This window comes from SAR324 cluster bacterium (assembly GCA_015232315.1).
Lineage (GTDB): Bacteria > SAR324 > SAR324 > SAR324 > NAC60-12 > JADFZZ01.
Window position 1 is genome coordinate 323641 of sequence record JADFZZ010000002.1, and the last position, 23161, is coordinate 346801.

The following is a 23161-nucleotide window of genomic DNA, read 5'->3' on the forward strand; positions in this document are numbered from 1 at the left end:
AGCGGTTATCTGAAAATGGATCTGATTATGCTCCCATAAATCCAAGGAAGTTGGATGTTTTTCCGACAGCGTTTCCGCCACCGAGCATGATCGGTCCAAGTGAACTGAACAATCCACCAAAGTTTCCGGGCAGATAGCTTCCAACTTTTGCGGTCAGGTTTCCAGCTCCAGTCAACACGCCACTAATGGTTTCACAATTGATCGTAAGCCCTTTTCCTCCAGCAACCATGGATAAATCAGTATCACTAAGCTCTCCGCTGGTATCTGGATTAGCTGGAATTACTAAATTGAGAATTTTATTGGTGTTTTCATGAATCACAATATTTTGAGGAGGTTCCATTCCAAGAACTTCTCGTACTGCGGTTGATGTATCGCTCAACAATCGTGCTTTATAGTTGCTGTCTTCCAAGGCTTTTTTGGTGATTTTACCAAGAACCTGATCATTTTCCAGGTCAACACACGCAGCTTGTTCTTTGGTCAATAACACGAAATGAGCTTTATCGGCGGCATCATCATGAACCCGAACTTCTACATCTCCCAAGTCATAACCCATATTGGCAAAGGTCTCTTTAGGGGCACTCATCAGGCGTGATTTGAAAGAAGCGTCGTTCCAGGCTTTTTGAATGATGAATTCATACTGTTGCATATTGTTCTCCAATAATTGATTACGTTTAATTCAGGGTGCGGGTGCAAGATCATTTGATCTGGGAATGAGTCTGAACGTTTCTCTCAAAGATTGCACCAGCTTTGTTGAGAACCGCTATACGGAAATCAGCGAATGGCCATTGATTCAGATGCAATCGCCTTGAATTACAATATTTTATGGGTGGTTGTTGATTTAGCATATTATTCGGCAACAGGATCATTGGAATAAATTTGCATTGTGAGTATACCGTTTAGAGCCTATTAAACCGGGGTGATTGATGCTTGAAAATATTCTGGAGGAAACAATGGTGAAAATTACAAAAGTTTATACAAGGACAGGAGATGGCGGAGAAACGGGATTGGTTGGGGGGAAACGCATTCCTAAAGACCATCTGCGGATTGAAGCTTATGGGACATTGGATGAATTGAACAGTATCATGGGTATCGTTCGCTATCACAATGAACAAAAAGAAACGTCTGATCGTCAACAAAAATTTGATCTCATTCTTGGTGCCATTCAGCAGAAATTGTTTGATATGGGGTCGGAACTGGCTACGCTTCCGGGCGATGAATATCAGGGACAAATTAAAGTTACCGAACAGGATGCCTCATGGCTTGAATTGGTGATTGATGCCATGAATGAAGAATTAAAACCCTTAACCAGTTTTATTCTTCCAGGCGGCAGTGCGGTCAATGCTTTTTTACATCAGGCGAGAACTGTTTGCAGACGAGCTGAACGAGAAGTTATTCGGCTAAACAGATTGGATCCGGTCAACAAGCCCATTATTATGTATCTGAATCGGTTGTCGGATGCGCTGTTTGTTTTTGGACGATGGGTCACCTCAACGTTGGGAGAAAAAGAAATCCTTTGGGAACCTGGAAAATCCATTCCCGATTGGAAATGGAAGTAGTGTGTTGTACTCAACGAGTACTGTCTATTGTGATCTCAGCTTTGCCATTGGGCTTTAAAATAAAAGCCCGCCGGATCTGTTCCCCAATGCGCAAATAATATTGTCCTGCTGGCAGAAGCATTTCGCTGATCTTGTCTTTATCCGTTTTATACGTCTGCCATTCGCCACTGCTTTCTCTTACCTGAAAAATCACATTTTCTGAATTGCCCCACAATTGAAGGCGAGCCAGATTCAAGGTAAAACTACCTGTCAATAGCATGGGCGAAGTGGTTGTGGGTGGGGTGGGCTGTCGTCCTGACGGATAAGGCTGATTTGTGCTAAGTGAGCGTTTGATTTCCATTGCCAGACGACGCAAAAATTCATCATCGGGTAACACGTTAAAATCTCGATGATCCAGAAAACGGGGAATTTCCAGGGTTTTTCGCAGAAATTCTTCAGGTATTCCGATTCGGCTCAGAATCAAGGGAATTTCCAGGTTTTTATTCTGTTTTTGGCAGTTCGTTATGCTTAAAATGAGTTTATCACCTTGCCTGGCAAGTGAAGAATCAAAAATGTTGTTGAGCCAATAATCAATAAAAGCGGTGACTTCGATTTGTTTGGCATAGGTATAACGATTACTGCGGAAGGTGCCTAAACTACCAAGTTTTGCCATTAAAAAAACCATTTTCAGGTCTTCCCGCAAAATAGCTGTTTTGATTAACGCATGATAGGCCGCCTGGTCATCAGGAACATACTTCAGGATTTTAAAGGCTATCTCTTCTATCTCATTGAAGTTGAGACATAGTTTTTCCTGACGCATCAACCGGTTGAGTAATTGTTGCAACCGCTCGCCTTCATTAATCTCTTCCTGGCGGTCATCACTCATGACGGCATAAACATTCAGTGATGATCTGCCAGAGGGGCGTTCCTCATCATCGGCATCCATCAAATCAGAAGAATCAACCACACTTTTTTCTGCGGCAGGACGTTGCTGCGGCATGGCGACCTTTAATGCAGGCTCATTTGCAGGGGTTGAACTCAATTGTTGAGGTTCAGTTTTATGTTCGTCAAACTCAACAATATTCAATGGATACGTGAGCAGGATGATTTCATTTGCCAGTGAACTGACAGCAATCAGTTTTCCATCAGGCGAAATAGCTCCGGATGTTAGCGGCGTGTCTTCACCACTCAGGATTCTGATTAACTCCCCTGAGTTAATATCCCACAACCGTGTTGTTTTATCTCGGGATATTGAAATCAGGGAGCGATCATCTTTAGCAAAAAAAATTTGAGTTACAATAAACTGATGACCTTCCAGAGTGGCTTTGAGTTGAGGTTGCGATGGTTTGGAAATATCCCAGATGGTGATGGTTGTATCCTGAGACGCTGAAGCCAGCAATTGATCATCATGGCTGAATGCCAGATCCGTGATGGTCTGTTGGTGCGATTTCATGATCTTGATGGGTTCACCCTCAGGAAATGTCCATAACTTGACCGTTCGATCGGCACTTCCTGTGGCAAACATCGTACCTTTGGAAGAAAACATAACACTGGTTATCTGGTCAGTATGGGCAATTTTTGTTTTTATGGGGATTTTGCGTTTTAATTCCCACAAGATCCATTGCTTGTCTGAACTGCCGGAAAGCAGAACTTCGCCCTCAGGATGGTAGCTGATAGCATTCACTTTTCCCTGATGTTTCCTTAATAAAGTGAGTTGATTTCCTGATTGTGAATCCCACAGACCAATGGTGGAGTCCGCGCCCGCAGTGGCGAAGGATAGATTATCAGGTGCAAAGCGAGCTTGTTGCACCGTGTGATTTTGTGTACCATAACTTCTGGAAAGCTGTTTGTTTTCCATACTCCAGATATTGACTGTTTTATCAATGGAAGAGGACAGAAGATATTTCCCGTTGCTGGAAAAATCCAGCGATGTGATGGGGCGCGTATGTCCTTTAAGCGATGCAAGGAAGGATGATTTGTCGAGTCTCCATGTTTTTGCCACATCTTTTTCAAATGCCGCGACAATACTTTTACCACTGGCATCAAAGTGAACACTGACAACCGGTTCTTCCACAGATTTTAATGAAGCGACAAGCTCCCCCTGAGGCAAAGAACGGATCATAATGGTTGCGTCTTCACTGGCAGTCACCACATATTGACCATTGTGATGGAAATCAAACCCGGTCATCGCTTTTTTATGATCGCCAATTTGATTCAAAAACAGGCCGTCTTTCCAGTTCCATAAAATAAGGGTGCTATCACTGGAGCTGCTTCCCAGAATATTTCCTTCAGGATGGAATCGGAGTTCAGTGATGTCCTGCAATTGTTTATTGAGTTTGTGCAACGGGACTCTCTGAGGCAAACTCCATATAACGATCGTTTTATCTTTGCCACCGCTGGCAAAGACCTTATCGTTAGGATGAATGGCGATGCTGTTGATGACGCCCGTATGGCTTTTACCCATATTTTTTTGCAATGTTTTGGATTGCAGATCCCATATCAGAATATTTCCGTTTTTATCTCCTGAAATGAGCAAATCGCCTTTCTGACTGATCGCCAAGGCACTGACCTGGCTTAAATGTCCCCGCAAAACGGATTGTGATTGGGCTGTGTTGATATCCCAAATTTGGATGGTGTTATCCATGCCTCCTGTGATAAGAACATCTGTTCGTGGATGAAATTTCATGGTTATGGCTTTATGGCGTCCTGTGGGAATCACTTTCAGCCTTTTTCCAGTTTTGGCAGACCAGAACTCAATAGTATGAGCGTTATTTAGAGTGGCTATTGTGCGGCTATCCGGACTGTAAATGGCCTCATACACCTTTCCTTTTCCAGTTTGCAACGTATGCAAAATGATGTATTCATCTTTGGCGCAAACAACACTTTCCTGAAAAATCCATATTCCTGAAACGAGTACCATCCAGAAACAGAAACCGGATATTGCCTGAATGAAACGATGTATCAGGTTAGGCATATTCCTCCTTTGTTGATCATTCTTCCAAACTAACTGGAAAAATTTATGGATAACCAGCAACAGAAATCACGAACCATTGATGACCTTGATAGTGCACCAGGCGATACGCCCATGCCGCTATCAGAACATCTGGCAGAACTAAGAAAACGATTGATTATTGCCAGCAGTTTTGTGTTTGTTGGGTTTATGATTGCTTCCTACATTGAAGTCGATCAGAACCAACCCATACTGACGATTTTCAGAGCTCCTCTGGCAGCCAGAAATGTTCCGCTGGTATTTGATGAGTTGACAGAACCTTTTTTTACTTATCTTCGTATTGGTTTATACACTTCTTTATTTTTATCCTTTCCGTTCATTCTCTGGCAAGGTTGGTTGTTTATCAAACCGGCGCTTTATCCACAGGAGCAAAAACTGTTCTGGCCTTTTTTATTTGTCTCATACCCTTTGTTTATTGGCGGTGGGCTCTTTGGCTACTTTGTAGTGATTCCGTTCGGTTATGATTTTTTTCTGGGATTTCAAAACGCTTTCACGCTCCCGTCTTTGAGAATGGGAGATTATTTATCCCTCACCATTCAACTCCTGTTTGCGTTCGGAATGGTATTTGAACTTCCTGTGATCACTTTTTTTCTGGCAAGAATGGGGTTGGTTGATTCAAAAGGGTTGAAAGAACACCGTCAAATCGCAATTGTCGTCATTTTTATTGTCGCAGCGATACTGACGCCACCAGATGTTTTTACGCAGATTCTCATGGCCGGACCGCTCCTTGTTCTGTATGAAATCAGCATTGTTGTTGCTTATTTCAGTGAACGTACTGTTTCCGGTGAAGACACTACGGAGAAGTCTGATAAATAACTTCTGCGTGTTTATTCAATCTCAGAAATATTCCTGAACTGGATGGTTGTTTTGCGATGCAGTGACTCAGGAATTTTAAAATTCATGCTTATATTTTTTTCTGAAAAATATCCATTTTCTGCCAAAAAATAATGTATTATCAAAGAATGGTCTGTGGTTATTGTTTGCTTAAAATTTAGTTTCCAATCGGCATTGGGCCAACCGAATCCCTGAACTTTTGAAATGATTTTTGCGCTTTCATGAGATGTGCTGGTCAGTTCAATATCTTCAACGGCAATATTAGTGACAATGACAATGGATTCAATGGCGGACAAATCGTTGAGAGAGGAAGTAAATTCTTCGTAAACAGGTCTGCGTGTCAGAAAAAAAGCCAGCATCACACCACAAATGGCAGAGATTAGCAGATAAATCCAGGGTGTCGAAATTTTTAATTTTTTGTTTGTGGGAACATCCAGATCGTGCAACGGAATTTTTAAAATATAGAAATACAAAATAGTTGCCGTCATAAAAATAATGCCCAATGACCAGAGCGCATCTGTCAAAAAATGAGCCCCCTGTCCAATTCTGGCAATACTCATCAATAGTCCATAGACCATTCCAAACGCAGTGCCAGCGGTTCCGATGATTCTGGATTTTTGGTACCAGAAACCGAGCGATATGAACGAGAATCCCATTGAACAATGCCCGCAGGGAAAAGATTTGCCTTTGCCGGCAACGCCGGGTTCAAAAGTGTTTTTATATTCCCACTTGCCTCCGAAGTCTTCAATTTGTCGTGGCCGTGGTCGTCCCCAATGATCTTTCAGGACAGCATTGACCAGAATTCCTCCTCCCAGAATGGAAGTGAGAATGGTTAGTAATAAATAACGTCTCCATCCTCCAAGTTTTCCATTAATCAGAGACATGCCAAGTGTGACAATGCATCCTAATAACAGGAATAGGCCCGGATAGGTGCCATACGCATACAGCCATTTCCATGGCTGTTGATCGATGTAGGCCCATTCTCCCCGACCTCCAAGAAAAAATTTTGAGGCAATTTGTCGGTCGGCATCCAGATAGATCAGTATCCATGTCAGGCTGATCATAATCAGGAATGTCGAAGATAAAATGGCCAGTCCTCTTAAATTAAGGCGGTGTGTGGTATGCATGAAATTACGGTGTGTCTTTAAGATGGTCGGGTATATTGGAAGGCTTGTGAAGGTTTTTTCTGTAATATGTTTTTGAAGCGTTTCTGGCTGCGTCCTGAAGGGTTTGAATGATGGCCGTCTGATATTTCTTTTGGGTTTGTACCCGATTTTCCTGTTTGGCACGAGCCACGTTGGTGTAACTCCTGATTTGTTGAGCGCGGTTTGTCGCCAAAACAGTTTCTTCCTGCTGTTTCCGCTCGTGATAACGCAAAGCTTTTTCAGCAGTCATTTTGTTAAGATCTTTGGGATCATAACGTGAATAACGGCGGTATAACTCCTGAACTCTGTGTTCATTGTAGGGATCAGCCCAAAGTGTTGAGGCGCTGATGATAAACAAAAAAAGCCAACATAAACTTTTCATGGAGACCCCCCTCTGGATTTCAATGACGTATTGCAAGTTGAATGGTGTTGATCTGCTCACAACCCGGGCAAACAGGTGACCAGTGGCCTGTATGGTGACACTGGGTGCATTCATATTGCGGTTTGATAAGTTCATCTTCTTTGAGTAAGTCAGAGCATATTGATAGTTCACTTTGACGTTTCACCGCACACAAATATTTCAGTGCATGGAACGCCTGAAATTTACCGGCATCTGATTCAATCGTGTTGAGTTGTCTAACGGCATCTTCAATTTTGTTTTCTTTATACCAAACACGACACAATACCAGATCAACATAGGCGGATTTATTGGGAGATTGCGTTATTGATTGAAGCAAGCTTCCAATTTTATCCTGTTTTCCAGACAGAAAATACAAAGACTCCAGTTCATCGATCAGCACTGGCGACCCTGAAGAATCATAGCATTTTTTGATAAGATTAGCCGCTTTCAGATACTGCCCATCTTGTACAAGTAAATGACTTTCGCCAAGGGAAAGAAAAATAAAGTGAGTGCCCCTGAATTGCTGGGCATTGGGGAGATAATCCAGTTTCAGGTCTTTCAGACGGGATGGTTGTTGCTCCAGGTAGCGCAGCAGATGTTTTTCATGGTCCGCAAGAATCTGTTCAGCAAAATAACTCCCTTTGAATCGTTGAAGGAGCTGTTGCTCGTAGTGCAGGCATTGTTCCAGGTCATTTCTTGATTCAGCGCATAATCGGAAACCATTCAAACTATCCGGATGAAATCGGACCACATCACTGATTTCATGGCTCAGACGTTCAACCAAGGCCCATTCCTTGAGGGAAATGGCTAATTTCTGGTAGGGTATCAACACCTGTAGATTGCCTGGGAATTTTTGGCGCAAATCGTAATAGGCATTCATCAACTGCTGGTTGTTCATTTCAAAAATCTTGGATTCAAGATGATGAATTCTCAATCTCAATGGGTGGTATTGCATGCTTTTGAGCGAACCATAGTGCTGACGGACTTTTTCAATATCACGCCGCATGAACGCGTCATAATATTCATCAAGCAATTGATCTTGCCGACTGCTCTTAAAGGTTTGATAGCGTTGCTTGAATCTTTGAACCACCCGGTCTGGATGAAACAGAATCAGGCGAATTTCAGCAAGAAAGATACCTGCGGCAAACGCTGAGAAAATCACAACCCATAGAGAGAGATGAATGCTGTAATTGCCAAACAATCCAATCGCGACATTACGGTCATTCAGAAATATAAAATAACCGACAAGGCTGAACAATAGAAGAATGAGACTGATCCTTAACAGAAATAACATAGCCCGATATTGAATAGAAATTTAGTGATGGTAAGGCTCACCATTCAGAATGGTGAATGCCCGATAGATTTGTTCCAGTAAAATAATACGCACCATTTGGTGATTGAATGTCATTGGCGATAAACTAAGCTTGAGTGCTCCCTGTGGGATCAATTCCTGAGCCCATCCGTAGGCACCGCCAATCAGGAAGTTAATTCGGGAAAACTGAACCCGTTTCTGCTGTTCAAACCATTGAGACAGTTGAACAGAACTCCAGACAGATCCATTCTCATCCAGAAAAACAGAAGTCTCTCCAGGTTCAAGCAGAGTGATAACCTTGCGTGTTTCATCCTGTCGGTTTTGTTGTAACATTCCGGTGGAATAAGGCGCCGCTTTTAATTCCTGCAACTCAGTTTTTACATAGGGAGTCAGTTTTTTTGTATAAAGATTTATTCCGTCCCTGACATAGGTTTCCTGGGATTTTCCCAACCAGATCACACGAATCTTGTACAAAACACTCCTTTTACCAGTCGAATCAATGCCTTTCCCTGTTTGTTCTGAGTCTATCAGAAAAGATATAGAACAGGGTCGGGAATCTCAAGCATAATGTCTGAGGGACTATTATCGATAATCATTTTGGCAGTCGATATCTCCTTGTGGACCAATTTCTGAGGTACGGCATAGCCACTCTGTCGCTCCATATTTTTTCAGGAGTTCCTCCAGATACACATCATTCCTGCTTTTGGCGAGTGCCCACGGAGTCCATTGAAAACGGTCCTGTCGATTGGGTGAGGCTCCTGCTTCAAGCAACAGTTGAACCACTTCATGGTTGCCATGGTTGACTGCAATCATGAGCGCATCCCACCCCATATGATAATCTTTGAAATCAAGACGAGCCTTCATTTTAAGCAAGGGATCCACCATATCCGCGTGTCCCAGTTTAGCGGCCCACATCAATGCTGAATAACCGTTGTTATCAATATCATCTACCAATTTAAGATTTAACAGCAAAAGTTTGAATACATGCGGTTGATATGCTACGACTGACCATATCAGGGGTGTCATTCCCTCGGGGGTTTTGAGATTGACATTGATACCGCTTTCAATAAAACGGTTGACTTGCTCAAACTCACCTTTTCTGACGGAAATAATAAAGGCTTGTTCCAGAAAATCCAAAGAATCTTTTGCTGAAGCCGTACAGGGACTGAAGAGACAACTCAGACCCACAAGAATGATCACATAACATTTGAGGCGCATAGACACTTTGAACGAAAATCAGAACTCTGGTTTCAAAACCTTATTGTCAGTTAATTTTCGAAATCTCATTTCACGTTCCAATAAAAAGCACAAGGAAGTTGAAAGATATGTCTGAACTCCTCAAAAAAATGCCTGCACGAATTATTGATGAAAGCTCGCTTCATGAAGGGAAATGGATAGATCTGGTGCAGACAACTTATCAGGATGAAGCCGGAGTCGAACGACATTGGGAATGTGTTCATCGTAAAAATATGACTGAAGCTTCGGTTGCCGTAGCAAAAATGGTCCCCAGTAACCGATACATTCTGATCCGTCAGTTTCGACCACCAGCCGGTCATTACACCCTCGAATTTCCTGCGGGGTTGAGAGATACCTCGGAGACACCGGAACAAACAGCGATCCGTGAATTGCGGGAAGAAACAGGCTATATCGGAAACGCTCTTGAAGTGACGCCATCGCTGTATCTGTCTCCTGGAATCATTTCCGAACGTTGTCATTTTGTGTTTCTGGAAGTTGATGAAACGCTTCCTGAAAATCAACATCCTGTTCCTGACACAGAACCCAATGAATTCATTGAAGTGTTTGTCGTGAACCCTAACGAAATATCCGCGTTTTTTAACGAAGAACTATCCAGAGGGAGCGTCATTGACGCAAAATTGTATCTGTTTTTTCATGCGTGGTTGATGAATAATTTTTCATTCAGAAAGGTCTTATGAAGCAAACATTGAACATCAAAGGAATGACCTGTCATAATTGTGTTCGGCATGTCAGAGAAGCCTTGGAAGAATTACCCGGGTTGCAGGTGGTTGATATTGATCTGAAAACAGGCCAGGCTGTGATTGAGGCAGAGCAGCAGGTATCCACTGAATTGCTGTCTGAAGCGATTGAAGAGGCTGGTTATACTCTGGTAAAAGCCGGGTGATGATGAACGTAGTCAGCACGTTCCAGCAAAACAGTCGCCAGGAAATTTCTCCTCTTGAACGGCTTAAAGTTTTGATTAAACCACTGGATTTTCCCGAAGATCCTGAATGGCTGTGGAATCTTCTGGAAAAATATCAGACACGGCTCCTGGCAAAATTTCATGGTGCTCCGCTACTGATCGACCGGTTGACCCACCTGAATCCTGATGCGGCATACTTTCTGGCAGGAATTCTTTATTTCTTTTTTGAAGCCTCACCGGCCATCATTTCCCAGCATCAGCAAGAGCTTAATCCTGAAGTTCATGCGTTGTATCAGCGTCTGTCCCACGTCCTTTCCATAAGACCAAGTCTGAAAAATGATCAGCAATCGGAGATGGCCAGAAAAATGTTGGTTGCTCTCACCGCGGATGTGCAGTTGCTTTCAGTGGTATTGGTGATTAAACTTCAGCAAATGCAGGATCTTGATCAAATGGAGGAAGAATTTCGTCAGTTGTTGATCAATGAACTGATGAAATTATACGTTCCCCTGGCAAATCGTTTGGGAATCTTCTGGGTCAAAGCAGAAATTGAAGACAATTCTCTGCGTTATATCAATCCCGAGATTTATTATGAACTTAAAGAGAAGGTTTCCAAAAAAAGATATGAACGGGCGCAAATGGTGGATATCTTCACACGTGAGATCAACCAAATGCTTGAAGATGCCCAGGTTCCGCATGAAGTGTATGGACGTTACAAACGGTTTTATTCCATTTTCAAGAAAATGCCCAAAGTCAACTATCAGTTTGATCGAATCCATGATCTCATCGCATTTCGTGTGCTGACGGAATCTGTTCAAAACTGCTATGAAGTGTTGAGTTATATTCACGAAAAATGGCAACCGTTTGAAGGGCGGTTCAAGGATTATATCGCAACACCTAAACCAAATGGCTATCAGTCACTCCACACCACCGTTGATACGGAACAGTACGGAAAAGTTGAAATACAGATACGCACCTATGAAATGCATCAGGTCGCGGAATACGGGGTGGCGGCCCATTGGGCCTACAAGGAAGGACACCATCCTCACGCGAAGGATGCGAGCCTGTATAATCGTGTCAGGGAGTTGCATCAGGATGATGATCTGGATACGGCAGTACCCAGCATTGACTTGCTGACAGACAGGATTTATGTTTTCACTCCCACTCGTGACATCATCGAATTACCACAACAGGCCACCGCCATTGATTTTGCGTATGCGATTCACTCTCAGGTTGGTAATCAGATCACCGGAGCACGTCGCAATGGTCAGATCATTAAGCTGGATGAGCCGTTGCAAAATGGAGATTTACTGGAAATTATCACCTCCACTAAACAGACTCCCCGAAAAGAATGGCTGAAAACTGTCAAGACCTCCAAGGCAAAAAACAAGATCCGTTATGCGATTCGTGAACATGAGCGTGACGAATTTCGTCAGCGTGGGTGGGAACTGTTGGATAAGGAGTTTAAAAACCACCACCTGAATCTGAACAGAATTTTCAAGGAAGGAAAACTGGAACAACTGGCCCGGCAATATAAAAACCATTCTTTTGAACACATGCTTATATCTCTGGGGGAAGGTCGTCAGCGGATCGATGAAATTCTGAAATGGTTTGTTGAGATTGATGAATTACCAGCCAAAATTCCTGCACCTAGAAAACATGAGGGAATAACAGCCGTTCTGAAACAGAGAAGTGGGCCTATTCTGATTGACGGAATGAGCAATGTCCTGGTCAGGATGGCAAAATGCTGTAATCCTGAGCCCGGTGACGCAATCTGTGGCTACATCACTCGTGGAAATGGAATCTCCATTCATCGTCAGGAGTGTTCAGCCTTGATCAGTTCAGATAATTCCCGATTGATCACAGCATACTGGAACGAGTTTTATTCTTATCCTGTGCCTCCGCACTCTTCCTGAATTTTTCCAGTCGCTCTTTGTAATAATCCTGTGAAGGATTGACAGAGGTCTGTTCCTGTGCCTGATTCCAGGCATTCGTTGCCGCATTGAAGGCCAAATCCAGATTATTTGACGCATAATATGCTTCCGCCAGCGTGTCCCAGATATAAGCGGAATGGTCATATTCCAGTGCCTTGAGAGTCAATTGAATACTTTCCTTCCTCACTTCCGGATCATCTGAATGTTCCTGGAGAAGCAACCAGGCCAGATTATTCAGTGCTGATGCCTGATCCGGGAAAATCTCGACAATGCGACGGTAGGTCTTGATGGCTTCGGGAATGTCTTGCCGGCTGAAGGACGCGCCAGCCCATTCATACATGAGTGCCAGGTCTTGCGGACGGGGTGATTCCCGGACTTGGTCGAGTTTATATTTTAGCAGATGATATTGAGAATAATCGGACATTAGTCCCAGATTCAGGCTGAAAACCAGGAGAAATCCGCCAACGCACAAGAGCTTGATTTTAGTCACTCGTTGATGGTGTCGCAGAATTTTATCTGGTTGCGCGGCACACTCCGCAATAAAATCCACACGCTCTTTGATGCCGTAGTGATGCCAGTTGGGTTCTTCAGGACGGATTCCGTTCAATCGGCCTACATTCAACAGCGCCTGATATATTCCGGAAAACAATCCTTGTTCCACAGCGCAGCAATCAGCCTGACGTTCGAAATTTCGACTTAGATATCCCAATCCAAACCTGAAAAACACCAAAATTCCTAACAATGGCAACAGCCCTTGCAGGACAGGCGAAATTTTCCATTCAAATAGCCATTCCGCACTGCTGAGCAACAGCATCAAAACGGTCATGACTTCAATGACAAAGGAAAAGGCCAGAATGAAATAAAACAGATGTCGATGCCTCAAATGTCCAGCTTCATGAGCCACGACAGCCCGCAGTTCTTCCAGGCTGAGGGTATGAATCAATACCTCGCTGATCAACAAATAGCGGCATCCGGGAACAATTCCGATAACTCCGGCCGTGATACTGTTGATGATGCCGGCAGGCCATATCATGACATTTGCCACACTGACATGATTTTTCTGGATCTCATGCTGTATGAATTCATGAAATGGCTGAATCCTGAGCGGACGAGCGCCCCAGCAGACGATGGTGATGAATGGCGAAGTCACAATCAGCATCATAATGGCTGACAGGCCCTGCAGGATATAATTCGAGAGAGACGCGGTGTCTCCTGTGATCATTTCCATGATGGTAAACCAGCCGCTTTGAAGCAGTGAGATCACCAGAATAGGCATCTGTAAACGAAGATGTCGGATAAACGTGTTCTGGATGGATTGTCTGGATCGTCCCGGAAAAGAAAAGGCCACCAGAATTCCGTCTGCCAGCCAGTATTCAAAAATCAGAAATATCATGGCAACAGGAGATCCCATGGTGTAATTATCCATGAAGTTTGCCAGTTGAAATCCGGTGTCACTCAGATAATTCAGACCAAACCATCCGCTCCATAGAATAAATCTTGAAAGAGTAGGGTAAAGCGGGAAAGATGTGCCAAATTTTCTGACAGTGAGAATCAGCAAAGCTGTCAGCAGGATAAACAGTTCTCCAGCCTCCACAGGTGGAAGATGGCCGATGGATACATCTGCTGGAGCGATGAGTAGCACAGAACTTCCCAAGGCCATGATTAACGGCAGAAACGGAAAAAACATTTGACTCCTAAAAAACACATTCATGAGAACTATGGAATACTCAGCCAATGTACACACAATTCAGCACGATGGAAAAACAATTTTTCTTATAGGCACCGCTCATATTTCACAAAACAGTGTGAATGAGGTCAACCAGGTGATTCAGGCCGAAAACCCGGATGTCGTTTGCGTGGAATTGTGTGCTTCCCGGTTTGAAGCGTTGTCTCAGGAGGAACAGTGGCAAAACATGGATATTTTCAAAGTGGTTAAGGAGAAAAAAACCTTTTTGCTGATGGCCACACTGATCCTGTCTTCTTTTCAGAAAAAACTGGGTGATCAGATCGGTGTCAAGCCTGGCGCTGAAATGCTGGAAGCGGCTGAGACCGCCAAGAGTGTCGGTGCTCGTGTGGAATTGATTGACCGTGATGTGCGACTGACATTGCAACGTATCTGGGGCAATTTATCATTCTGGGAAAAAACCAAACTGCTCAACCAATTGATCATGGGGATTGTTATTCACGAAGAAATCACCGAGGATGAAATTGAAAAACTGAAAGAAGTGGACATGATGACACAGGCCATGCAACAACTGGCGGATCACTTTCCTCAAATCAAACAAACACTGATTGATGAACGGGATCAGTATATGGCAGAAAAACTGAGGCAGATTGAGGGAAATAAAATTGTGGCTGTTGTCGGTGCTGGTCATGTGCCGGGAATGCTCCGCGAAATGGGACAGGAACATGATTTCAACGAGCTTGAAAGCAAGCCGCCTCCCGGTAAATGGGGCCGCCTCCTGAAATGGGGAATCCCCGGTGTGATCATTGGTATCATTACCTATGGTTTTTTGAGACTGGATTCTCAGGTGAGTACAGAAATGATTTTTCGCTGGTTCTGGATCAATGGATCGCTCTCCGCCCTGGGAACCATGATCGCGATGGGGCATCCTGTCACATGGCTTACCGCCTTTGTCGCGGCACCTTTCACATCACTCAACCCGACTATTGCGGCAGGCTGGGTCGCGGGAATGGTGGAGTTAATGATACGAAAACCCCAGGTCAAGGATTTTGAATTTCTGGGGGAAGACATTCAACATTTCAAAGGATTCTGGACCAACCGGATCACACGGACTCTGATGGTTGTCATTCTGGCCAATGTTGGCAGTAGCATTGGAACTATTCTGGGTGGAATGGCTGTTGTGTCCCTGTTGAAATAAAAAAATCCGCAATGGATTTCAGGTGGTTTCCTTGTGGTTCTACGGCTACCAACTTAACCCGATACAGATGGTCTTAAAATTGTAGACAAAATTGTACGTCCTGCCTGACCTTGCATGGGTTCTCTAATTCATTGAATTTACAAAGTGGATCGGCTTACGTTGATAGCCGTGAAATGGAGTTTCAACTCACATCATAAAATAAAAATACCTGCACAGTCGAAATGTTTTACAACTCCCTACGATTACATTCCTCTCTGGCCTATCAAAACCCTGTGGAAGCTGAAAAAAGGGCTTCTGCCAGTTGATCTCCCCCAAAGAGATCTTTGCCTCCGGCGGCCAAAGCTCTCACTGTTCTGGATTCTGGATCCGATTGAAATGATCGGGAAGAACCTGATTCCATTTTGACTTACCACCACAGCCACCTAAAAAAATGTGCTGAATTTGAACTTGGAGATTTCTTGACAATCTGATAGAGTTTGCTGGCTTGGCTCAAAACAGGGTAATACTTTTCATGGAATGAAAGAACTATATCACATCATATCAAAAGTTTATCGTTCTATTGAAGCTTGAAAGTTTTACCTTCCGACTTGTGAAATTGAACCATGCCAGTTTGCCGCGTTTCTTACTAAGAATATTATCTTATCTGGATAAAGCATTCAGATTTCAAAAACTCACCCTTTTTATGGGGTATAAAATAATGAATTTTAATTTGACTTTCACTCCGATCTATTTGGTTCCACCGCAAGCAAGCAAGCAAGCAAGCAAGCAAGCAAGCAAGCAAGCAAGCAAGCAAGCAAGCAAGCAAGCAAGCAGTTTATATACGGAATAACTAAAAAAATTTCATTTCCTGAAGCCTCTCTTTTTTCCCGGAGTCTCTCCCTTTTCAATTTTCTCCAACCGCCCATCTTCAATTCTTCCTGAGAAAGAACAACGCCTTTTGACTATTCAAATGTTGTTTTTTGTTTCCCCAATCTCTCAGAAAGGATTTCCTATGAAAAAATCTATAATACGCCTTCTTCCATTTTTGATGTTGCTCCTGGTGAGCGCATGCTCTTCTGCTTTAACGACTCCCGTGGTTCAGGAAGGAACCAAAACCGAAAGCCAACCCGAGTGGGTCCGCACACTGGGGCGGTATGCCACAGGTATTGGAGCAATCGGTAGCGCTCCGCAATCTCCATTGGGAACACAAACCCAGCGGAATCAGGCCATCATGACCGCCCGGAATCAGTTAGCGGCTCAACTCCAGACGATTTTGCAGAACGCCGCCACCGAAACGGAAAAGCAACTTCAGGAAGCATCCCCTTCCAGAGCCAGTGTCATTGCTTCTGTGTTTACTGAAAATACGACTCGTCAGATTGCCAATGAGGTGCTGGTGGGATCGACCCCGATTGAACAGTGGAAAGATCCTCAAAGCAACGAACTTTATGTGTGGGTGGTGATTGAAGAAAAAAACGCGATTCCCCAGATTCGGGCATCCATGAGCAAAAAACTCTCAGCGGCAGGAGCCGAGCATCAGGAATCTCTCACCCTCATGGATCAGAATATTGATAAAGGTTATGAACAACTGGGTAAAAAACGTCCCTGAGTCAGGAGTTTATGAAAACGTACTTTCACATCCAATCTCCATGTTTCGGGAGGATTCTTCTACTGGGACTGTGTCTGTTTCTGTCAGGCTTTTGGACACCGATTCAGGCCCAGCCGATTCAGGCTCCCAGGTTCCGGTTGTCCAATCTGGAGGGAACCCCGTTTTATTCCACCAAAGCCAAAGGGCAGGTGATCGTGGTCTCATTTTTTTTTACACGCTGTCCCCCTTGTATCAAGGAAATGCCGGAACTCTATCAGTTCATGCAACGGAAAGGACTCTTGCGGAACCTGCTGTTTGTGGATTCTTACGTGGAAGGACTGGGAATTCAGGACGCTCCTGACACTGAAAAAGACATCCGTCTCTTTGTTCAAACGTTGGGGATTCCTGAAGCTAATACCTATCATGACAGGATGGGAGCCATGACTAAAAATTTTGCCAATCTGGAGCTGTTTCCACAGGCCAAAAAATCGGAAACGCTACTGGTCTTTCCCACGATTGTCATCATAGACAGGCAGGGGCAGGTGGCTTATGTTCAGGAAGGTTCTGATACCAAAATCTTTGAGATCCTGGAGAGGCTGTTATGAACGGAGACTTCTGGAAACGTACCCTCTGGTCTTGCGTCATCATCGGGGGACTATTCCTGCTTTTGATCGGGTGCCGGTCTTCGGAACCCTCGACTCAGGAAATCCTGAATCAGGCATCGGCTCGTCAGCAACAAGACATGGTGCAGGCGGGAATGCTTTCTCCTTCGCAGAATCCGGTAGCTTCGCCACTCCCCTCAACCGGGAATGCCGATCAACAACAACTTCAACTGGCAGAACATGCTCATCAGCAAAGTCTGGAGCGTGCAGGAATGCGGCCCCAGCCCCCTGATTTCAATCCGGGAGTGGGGGCGGTGACCAATCAGATCACGGAAGGCGATCAATCCCCGGCGTGGGTCAACCGGCTTCCGGCAGATGACGAATATTTCTATGGACTTTCCTTTCTGAGTTGCCCGGAAAAGCCCAACCAGTGTCGGGAAAAAGCGGAAACGCAGGCACGGGCGAATCTGAGCCAACAGTTTTCGGTGCGGATTCAATCGGAAACCCGCCTGATTGAAAAATCCCTACGTTCCAAGCAAACCACTGCCTTTGAAAAGGATTATCAAAATCAGATTCAGGAAAAAAGCGAGACGCTGAAACTGGAGGAGGTGAGCTTTGAACACTTCTATCTGAAACCGTCCCAGGAACTTCAGACGTTAGCGAAAATGCCCAAAAAAGACCGCTGGGAACGTGAACTGCTGGCGCTGCTTCAGAAAGTCTTGCCCAAGCTTCCAGAAAAACTTCAGGTGGGGTACTTTGACGTTCTGGGCGAGCCTCAGGAAAGTATGCTTTCGTTTCACACCGGTGAGTTTTGGGTTCAGGAGTTGATCCACCTGAATCGTGCTGAAACAGTGTTTCAGCCCAAAAAATGGGGAGAAACGCCCAATCTGTACTGGGAACGACTCCAGAAATCCGAAAATCCGGCTCCTGTGCTACATGGCCGGTATTGGGTGGGAGAGGATGGTGTGGAACTGACCGTGTTTCTGAAAGAAAACGCTCAGGAACCACGGTTTCTGGACAAAATCCGCTTCCGCACCAGCTCCAGGTTCAAGGAATTCTCCAGCACCCGGCGTTTGGGCGTTCAGGTCTGTGAGGCCTGTCAGTCTTATCCCAAACTGTTTTTGACGGGGAGTTTCCCCAAGCCGGAATCGCTCCCGGGGCAAGGAGAGATTCTGCAAGTGAGTCTGCGGGAACTGGCTCGCAGACTTCAGGAAACCGGGTTTTCCCTCTGGAACCCTGAAGCACCTGCCGGTGGGGCGGAACTTCAGGATAAAAAAGGAAACCTTCGGCGGCAACAGCCCCTTCCCAAAGATGCGGACGGACTCCTCCTAACGGTCTCTCTTTCCGGCAAATCCCAGTCCCAGTCAGGGTTTGTCTATCAGGGCTTAACGCTGGTATCCCTGACCTATTCGGTATATCAGCCGGAGGGAACGCTCCGCTGGAGTCACACTTTTGAGGCACGCCGGTTTCTGGTGGAAGAACCGACAACGCTCTCTCCTGAAGCCTTGAAAGAAGCGTTTCTGAAAACGGCCCAAAAAGGGCTTCAGGAATCCTGGGACATTCTTGTACAGGAACTTCTGAAACTGAACGCGCCCTCAGGCACTCCAGCCCGGAGGATGCCATGACTCCCATGAGGCAGGTGTTCAAAAGTTTGGTGTGGATTTATTGGTTGGGATTCGCCGGGTCGTCCTGGCTCTATGCCCAGATGCCCAGCGCTGTGGTGTATCCCATCAAATTTCTGGCGTTGCCCGATCAAAAACTGCAAATCAGCCTGAATAACCATGTCAAAACCCAACTGGGATATTACTTTACGCTCAAATCCGAAGCGGAACTCAAAAAAGCCACTCTTGATGTCCAGAATGAACTGGAATCCAGTCAATGCACTGAAGATCAGTGTATCAAAAAGATCGGGGAAAACTTGCAGGCGGAATATTCCTTTCAGGTGGGAATCACCCGAATCGAACCGGATTGGGACATTTCGATCCAGAAAGTGGATTTGATGGAAGATACCACCGCTTCTGCCAATGAACTATGCTCTGCGTGTACATTGGAAAAAGCCAGAAGCCTGCTCCGGGGCATGATCCTGTCCTTACGAACCGGAACCCTGCAAATCGGCAAGGCGTCTCTTTCGATGACCAGTGATCCGGTTGCGAAAGTGTTTCTGAATGGCATTGATCAGGGAACCACTCCGATAGAAATCAGCCTCAACACAGACCGGGAGTCCGATATTTTTCTGGTGGTGGATGGCTATGAAAATTTCACGAAAAGTTATGCGCTGAAGCCCGGAGAAAAAGTCAAGGAGCATGTCAAACTGGCACGTCAAAGAGGCGAACTGAAACTGAATTCAAATCCTGAAAGCGCCAGCATCTGGCTCAATGGAGAGGAACAAAAGGATGCGTCCGGTCAACCTCTCAAGACGCTCAGCACCTTGAGACTGGTCTATGGGCCACACACCCTTCAGCTTAAAATGCCTCTGTATCAGGATTATTCATTGAGTCTGGATGTTCAAAACCATGAACTTCCCCCGCAAAATATCACTTTGCGCCCCCTTCCCGGAAAACTCGTGATTCGGGTTCCTTACCAGAGAAACGGGGCAGACCTTTATTTGGATGAAGTGCATGTCGGGTCAATGGAGGGGAAAACCTCTCGCATTCTGGAAGTCGAATCCAATGTGTTGCATACCTTGAGACTCGAAGATGGAAAGACATATTCCGCCAGGATTCCCAACATTCAGGTGGAACCTACCCGTAGCAAACTCATCGAAATACAATTTGTAAGAAAAGAAGTTCCGTATCCCAAACACTTCACGGCGCCTTCCGAATTCTCACTTTCTCAAGCTGAGCAGATGCTCCACCTGGGGCTTTGGGGAGGCGCTCTTCTGGCTCAGTGGTATGCTCAAACCCGTGCGGAAACTTATAACCGCATTGGAAAACGCAATGATGAGTTGGCCAAAGAGTACAACCTGGCCCAAACAGATGAAGAGCGGCAACAGCTCAAAAGTAGGTACATCCAAAACCAGAACGCCATGAACAGTTACAGAGTTCAGATCGAGAACATGAATGGGTTGACCGTCGGCCTGCTCGGAATAGATGGCTGGCTCTGGTTTAGCCTTCACTTCAATAACAAGGTCGTTCAAACCCCTGACTTTTTCGGGGGGCTTCAAGTGGCAATCGTGCCGAACCTCCAGAGTCCAACACAGATTTCCCTGCGCTGGCATTTTTAACCTCATTCACAAGGAGTCTTTATGAAAAGAAACCGGATTGAACTGAAACGGGAAAAGTGGATCGTAGGGGTCTGTCTCATAGGCCTTTTGATGGTCGGAGCTTGTGCTGATATTGACCAAAGTAAACGCAAGAAAAGTATTGAACAGGCCGCGATTGAACAGGCCGCGGCGGAAAGTGAGTCCAGCACTGCTCCTGAGGCTCAATTTTTGGATTCCGCACCGGTTGGTGATTCCTTGAGAGTCAATGGTGAGGTGACCACCACCACGACCCGTTCGGTGACCATCGCCTTGTCTGCAACTGATAATGTGGGCGTTACCGGATATTTTCTGTCTGAAAGCGCCGCCACTCCCGCCGCCAGTGACAGTGGTTGGGTCAGTGTCCCTTCCACAACCAGTTATTCAGCCAGTGTTCCGTTTACCTTGAGTAGCGGGAACGGCAACAAAACCGTGTATGGCTGGTTCCGGGATATTTCAGGCAATCTCTCCACTCCTGTGTCGGGTACCATTACCTTGCAGGAAACGGTGGTGGCGGTCGATACCACACCGCCTGCCTCCTCAGGGGACGGCAACATCACGATTACCCCTACCGGAGATTCCACAGCGCCTTCCAGCCCATCGGTCAGTATCAATAGTGGGAATTCGTCCACCACCACCACTCTTGTGGTGCTGACCCTGTCCGCCAGGGATAACGTGGGGGTCACCGGCTATTATGCCTCCGAAAGCTCCACCCGGCCTACCGGCGATACGGGCTGGGTGAGCGTCAGCTCGGCCAACAGCTTCACGGGAACAGTAAATTTTACCTTCAGCACGGTTACAACGATGGGGAGTCATACCAAAACGGTTTATGTCTGGTTCCGGGATGCGTCAGGCAACGTCTCCGCTTCGGCCAGTGATTCCATCACGCTCTCGGTTACGGATACCACGGTGCCTTCCAACCCGGCCGTAACGATCAATTGGAATGGCTCCCTGACTTATTACCGGAGCGTCACCCTGAATGTCTCGGCGACCGATAATGTGGGCGTGACAGGCTATTATGCCTCCGAAAGCGCTACCAGGCCTCCTGCCAGCGATAACGGCTGGGTGAGTGTCAGCTCTGCCGGCAATTTTTATGATGATGTCTCCTTTTCTCTCACTCGTGGGGGAGGAACCCGAACTGTGTATGTGTGGTTCAAGGATTCCGCCGGCAATATTTCCGCCTCCGCCAATGATTCCATCACCTTTTCCAATGGCTACGACAGCCTGGTCTGGCCGGATACCGGGCAAACTACCAGCTACACCGCCACGTTTGGAGAAGATCATGACTATTCCCTCCGCACGCCTTCCTATACGGACAATTCCAATGACACGATCACGGACAATGTCACCAGCCTGGTCTGGCAAAAAACCGATGGCGGTCAAAAAGCCACCCGAGCCGCCGCCATCAGCTATTGTGACGATCTGGTGCTGGCAGGTTCCTCCGACTGGCGACTGCCTCATATCAAGGAACTGGCCACACTGATTCATGCGGGCAATTACAACCCGTCCATCAACACCACCTATTTCCCGACAACCTCCTCCGCAAACTATTGGTCATCGACATATTATTCTTCATATTATCCAGACTGGTACGTCTCTTTTAGCTATGGAACGGTTACTCCCAGCAACATCAGCAATGCCTATGCTCGATGTGTGAGAGGCGGGGCGGTGACTTCGTCTCCGCATTTCACGGACAATGGCAATGGAACCGTTTCGGATTCAATCACGGGGCTGATGTGGCAACAAGCGGATGGCGGCTCGAAATCCTGGACCAATGCCCTGACCTATTGCGAGTCCATCACTTTGGCGGGGCACTCCGATTGGCGCGTGCCTAACCGGAACGACTGGCTCTCCGTCGTTGATTATTCTTATTCCAGTCCCGCTCTTGATTCCACCTATTTTCCAAGCACATATTCCTCGTACTATTGGTCTTCGTCGTCGAACGCCCACGATTCGGGCTACGCGTGGTACGTGGACTTCCTCAACGGCTACGTGGACGGCTACAGTAAGTCCTATACCAACTATGTCCGGTGCGTTCGTGGAGGGTCGTGAGTCGGTAATTTGGAGATTTGATTATTTTTTTATAAGTATCAGGTGTGTTCCCGGGGGGCCGTGAAATAGAAGGTTGTTTTAATGGAGAAAATTGTCAGACTTTATCTAAAATTATTAACTTTTTAAGAGAGGAGTTCTTGACGCTATGACATAGGAAGTATTTCAATAATCAGGACGTTATCAGTTATTCAACTGCTTAGTAAGCAAACTGATAAATTTGTAATTATTTCAAGGATTAATATATGGAAAAGATTGTAAGTGTAACGGTTACATTAGATCAGAACGTTCCAGAAGCTATGGCTGGGATAATTCGTTGTGGTTCAGTTATTTCTGAGGATAAAAATGGAAATACGGTAAAGGATCATCACGAGTTGATCGATAATAAGGAATATCACTCAAAAGAAGAACTCATTTCCGATATAGCCAAACGCCTCAAAGTTAGCACATCTATAATTCATATCGAAGCATAGAGAATCTATACTCTGTGCATAGAGCGAT

The 23161-nt window shown here is 45.5% G+C and carries 20 protein-coding genes; 12 read left to right on the plus strand and 8 right to left on the minus strand.

Annotated features, from left to right (window positions below; translation table 11 throughout):
- Nucleotides 1–25: 25 nt before the first annotated feature.
- Nucleotides 26–646 (minus strand): hypothetical protein, encoded by a 621-nt coding sequence (locus HQM11_02875; protein MBF0349943.1) that lies wholly within the window; start codon nucleotides 644–646, stop codon nucleotides 26–28.
- 304 nt (nucleotides 647–950) lie between these two features.
- Here HQM11_02875 and HQM11_02880 point away from each other — a divergent pair, with 304 nt between their 5' ends.
- Nucleotides 951–1556, plus strand: coding sequence for a cob(I)yrinic acid a,c-diamide adenosyltransferase (locus HQM11_02880; GenBank protein ID MBF0349944.1), 606 nt, complete (start codon nucleotides 951–953; stop codon nucleotides 1554–1556).
- 10 nt (nucleotides 1557–1566) lie between these two features.
- On the opposite strand, the gene HQM11_02885 is transcribed toward HQM11_02880, so the two are convergent.
- Nucleotides 1567–4509: a hypothetical protein gene (locus HQM11_02885; protein ID MBF0349945.1), complete on the minus strand. Its 2943-nt coding sequence runs from the start codon at nucleotides 4507–4509 to the stop codon at nucleotides 1567–1569.
- Nucleotides 4510–4620: 111 nt separating this feature from the next.
- Here HQM11_02885 and tatC point away from each other — a divergent pair, with 111 nt between their 5' ends.
- A complete protein-coding gene (gene tatC / locus HQM11_02890) occupies nucleotides 4621–5361 on the plus strand; it encodes a twin-arginine translocase subunit TatC (GenBank protein ID MBF0349946.1) in 741 nt (246 codons plus the stop codon).
- 11 nt (nucleotides 5362–5372) lie between these two features.
- On the opposite strand, the gene HQM11_02895 is transcribed toward tatC, so the two are convergent.
- From HQM11_02895 to HQM11_02915, 5 genes are all read right to left on the minus strand, one after another.
- A complete protein-coding gene (locus HQM11_02895; protein ID MBF0349947.1) occupies nucleotides 5373–6506 on the minus strand; it encodes a phosphatase PAP2 family protein in 1134 nt (377 codons plus the stop codon).
- Nucleotides 6507–6510: 4 nt separating this feature from the next.
- On the minus strand, nucleotides 6511–6906 hold the full coding sequence (locus tag HQM11_02900; protein ID MBF0349948.1) for a hypothetical protein: 396 nt from the start codon (nucleotides 6904–6906) through the stop codon (nucleotides 6511–6513).
- 19 nt (nucleotides 6907–6925) lie between these two features.
- Nucleotides 6926–8218, minus strand: a complete 1293-nt coding sequence (locus HQM11_02905) for a hypothetical protein (protein MBF0349949.1) — start codon at nucleotides 8216–8218, stop codon at nucleotides 6926–6928.
- Nucleotides 8219–8239: 21 nt separating this feature from the next.
- Entirely contained in the window at nucleotides 8240–8710 is a 471-nt protein-coding gene (locus HQM11_02910) for a 23S rRNA (pseudouridine(1915)-N(3))-methyltransferase RlmH (protein ID MBF0349950.1), read from the minus strand.
- A gap of 108 nt (nucleotides 8711–8818) precedes the next feature.
- Nucleotides 8819–9454 (minus strand): ankyrin repeat domain-containing protein, encoded by a 636-nt coding sequence (locus HQM11_02915; GenBank protein ID MBF0349951.1) that lies wholly within the window; start codon nucleotides 9452–9454, stop codon nucleotides 8819–8821.
- A gap of 107 nt (nucleotides 9455–9561) precedes the next feature.
- On the opposite strand from HQM11_02915, the gene HQM11_02920 reads away from it, so the two are divergent.
- Genes HQM11_02920 through HQM11_02930 form a run of 3 tightly spaced genes read left to right on the plus strand, consistent with a single transcriptional unit; the run spans nucleotide 9562 to nucleotide 12307 of the window.
- Nucleotides 9562–10170, plus strand: coding sequence for an NUDIX hydrolase (locus HQM11_02920; GenBank protein MBF0349952.1), 609 nt, complete (start codon nucleotides 9562–9564; stop codon nucleotides 10168–10170).
- Complete coding sequence (locus HQM11_02925) at nucleotides 10167–10376, plus strand: heavy-metal-associated domain-containing protein (protein ID MBF0349953.1); 210 nt, start codon at nucleotides 10167–10169, stop codon at nucleotides 10374–10376. Before HQM11_02920 ends, HQM11_02925 begins: the two co-directional genes overlap by 4 nt.
- Nucleotides 10376–12307: a bifunctional (p)ppGpp synthetase/guanosine-3',5'-bis(diphosphate) 3'-pyrophosphohydrolase gene (locus HQM11_02930; GenBank protein MBF0349954.1), complete on the plus strand. Its 1932-nt coding sequence runs from the start codon at nucleotides 10376–10378 to the stop codon at nucleotides 12305–12307. The genes HQM11_02925 and HQM11_02930 overlap by 1 nt, the downstream gene beginning before the upstream one ends.
- On the opposite strand, the gene HQM11_02935 is transcribed toward HQM11_02930, so the two are convergent.
- On the minus strand, nucleotides 12252–14012 hold the full coding sequence (locus HQM11_02935; GenBank protein ID MBF0349955.1) for a M48 family metalloprotease: 1761 nt from the start codon (nucleotides 14010–14012) through the stop codon (nucleotides 12252–12254). The genes HQM11_02930 and HQM11_02935 overlap by 56 nt on opposite strands.
- Nucleotides 14013–14043: 31 nt before the next feature.
- Here HQM11_02935 and HQM11_02940 point away from each other — a divergent pair, with 31 nt between their 5' ends.
- The 7 genes from HQM11_02940 (at nucleotide 14044) to HQM11_02970 (ending at nucleotide 23133) form a co-directional block, all read left to right on the plus strand.
- Complete coding sequence (locus HQM11_02940) at nucleotides 14044–15207, plus strand: TraB/GumN family protein (GenBank protein MBF0349956.1); 1164 nt, start codon at nucleotides 14044–14046, stop codon at nucleotides 15205–15207.
- Nucleotides 15208–16198: 991 nt separating this feature from the next.
- Nucleotides 16199–16792: an LPP20 family lipoprotein gene (locus HQM11_02945; protein ID MBF0349957.1), complete on the plus strand. Its 594-nt coding sequence runs from the start codon at nucleotides 16199–16201 to the stop codon at nucleotides 16790–16792.
- A gap of 11 nt (nucleotides 16793–16803) precedes the next feature.
- Nucleotides 16804–17376: a TlpA family protein disulfide reductase gene (locus tag HQM11_02950; protein ID MBF0349958.1), complete on the plus strand. Its 573-nt coding sequence runs from the start codon at nucleotides 16804–16806 to the stop codon at nucleotides 17374–17376.
- The gene (locus tag HQM11_02955) at nucleotides 17373–18998 is read left to right on the plus strand and encodes a hypothetical protein (protein MBF0349959.1); all 1626 of its coding nucleotides are present in this window, start codon (nucleotides 17373–17375) and stop codon (nucleotides 18996–18998) included. The genes HQM11_02950 and HQM11_02955 overlap by 4 nt, the downstream gene beginning before the upstream one ends.
- Nucleotides 18995–20596 carry a PEGA domain-containing protein gene (locus tag HQM11_02960; GenBank protein ID MBF0349960.1) on the plus strand — a complete coding sequence of 534 codons (1602 nt, stop codon included), beginning with the start codon at nucleotides 18995–18997 and terminating at the stop codon, nucleotides 20594–20596. Before HQM11_02955 ends, HQM11_02960 begins: the two co-directional genes overlap by 4 nt.
- Nucleotides 20597–20617: 21 nt before the next feature.
- Nucleotides 20618–22663 carry a DUF1566 domain-containing protein gene (locus tag HQM11_02965; GenBank protein MBF0349961.1) on the plus strand — a complete coding sequence of 682 codons (2046 nt, stop codon included), beginning with the start codon at nucleotides 20618–20620 and terminating at the stop codon, nucleotides 22661–22663.
- 242 nt (nucleotides 22664–22905) lie between these two features.
- The gene (locus tag HQM11_02970) at nucleotides 22906–23133 is read left to right on the plus strand and encodes a hypothetical protein (protein MBF0349962.1); all 228 of its coding nucleotides are present in this window, start codon (nucleotides 22906–22908) and stop codon (nucleotides 23131–23133) included.
- Nucleotides 23134–23161 lie beyond the last annotated feature (28 nt).

Bases quoted from the DNA above. Each gene is read 5' to 3' on its own strand.
- HQM11_02875 (MBF0349943.1), bottom strand. From the start codon at position 646: ATGCAACAGTATGAATTCATCATTCAAAAAGCCTGGAACGACGCTTCT.
- HQM11_02880 (MBF0349944.1), top strand. From the start codon at position 951: ATGGTGAAAATTACAAAAGTTTATACAAGGACAGGAGATGGCGGAGAA.
- HQM11_02885 (MBF0349945.1), bottom strand. From the start codon at position 4,509: ATGCCTAACCTGATACATCGTTTCATTCAGGCAATATCCGGTTTCTGT.
- tatC (MBF0349946.1), top strand. From the start codon at position 4,621: ATGCCGCTATCAGAACATCTGGCAGAACTAAGAAAACGATTGATTATT.
- HQM11_02895 (MBF0349947.1), bottom strand. From the start codon at position 6,506: ATGCATACCACACACCGCCTTAATTTAAGAGGACTGGCCATTTTATCT.
- HQM11_02900 (MBF0349948.1), bottom strand. From the start codon at position 6,906: ATGAAAAGTTTATGTTGGCTTTTTTTGTTTATCATCAGCGCCTCAACA.
- HQM11_02905 (MBF0349949.1), bottom strand. From the start codon at position 8,218: ATGTTATTTCTGTTAAGGATCAGTCTCATTCTTCTATTGTTCAGCCTT.
- HQM11_02915 (MBF0349951.1), bottom strand. From the start codon at position 9,454: ATGCGCCTCAAATGTTATGTGATCATTCTTGTGGGTCTGAGTTGTCTC.
- HQM11_02920 (MBF0349952.1), top strand. From the start codon at position 9,562: ATGTCTGAACTCCTCAAAAAAATGCCTGCACGAATTATTGATGAAAGC.
- HQM11_02925 (MBF0349953.1), top strand. From the start codon at position 10,167: ATGAAGCAAACATTGAACATCAAAGGAATGACCTGTCATAATTGTGTT.
- HQM11_02930 (MBF0349954.1), top strand. From the start codon at position 10,376: ATGATGAACGTAGTCAGCACGTTCCAGCAAAACAGTCGCCAGGAAATT.
- HQM11_02935 (MBF0349955.1), bottom strand. From the start codon at position 14,012: ATGTTTTTTCCGTTTCTGCCGTTAATCATGGCCTTGGGAAGTTCTGTG.
- HQM11_02940 (MBF0349956.1), top strand. From the start codon at position 14,044: ATGGAATACTCAGCCAATGTACACACAATTCAGCACGATGGAAAAACA.
- HQM11_02945 (MBF0349957.1), top strand. From the start codon at position 16,199: ATGAAAAAATCTATAATACGCCTTCTTCCATTTTTGATGTTGCTCCTG.
- HQM11_02950 (MBF0349958.1), top strand. From the start codon at position 16,804: ATGAAAACGTACTTTCACATCCAATCTCCATGTTTCGGGAGGATTCTT.
- HQM11_02955 (MBF0349959.1), top strand. From the start codon at position 17,373: ATGAACGGAGACTTCTGGAAACGTACCCTCTGGTCTTGCGTCATCATC.
- HQM11_02960 (MBF0349960.1), top strand. From the start codon at position 18,995: ATGACTCCCATGAGGCAGGTGTTCAAAAGTTTGGTGTGGATTTATTGG.
- HQM11_02965 (MBF0349961.1), top strand. From the start codon at position 20,618: ATGAAAAGAAACCGGATTGAACTGAAACGGGAAAAGTGGATCGTAGGG.
- HQM11_02970 (MBF0349962.1), top strand. From the start codon at position 22,906: ATGGAAAAGATTGTAAGTGTAACGGTTACATTAGATCAGAACGTTCCA.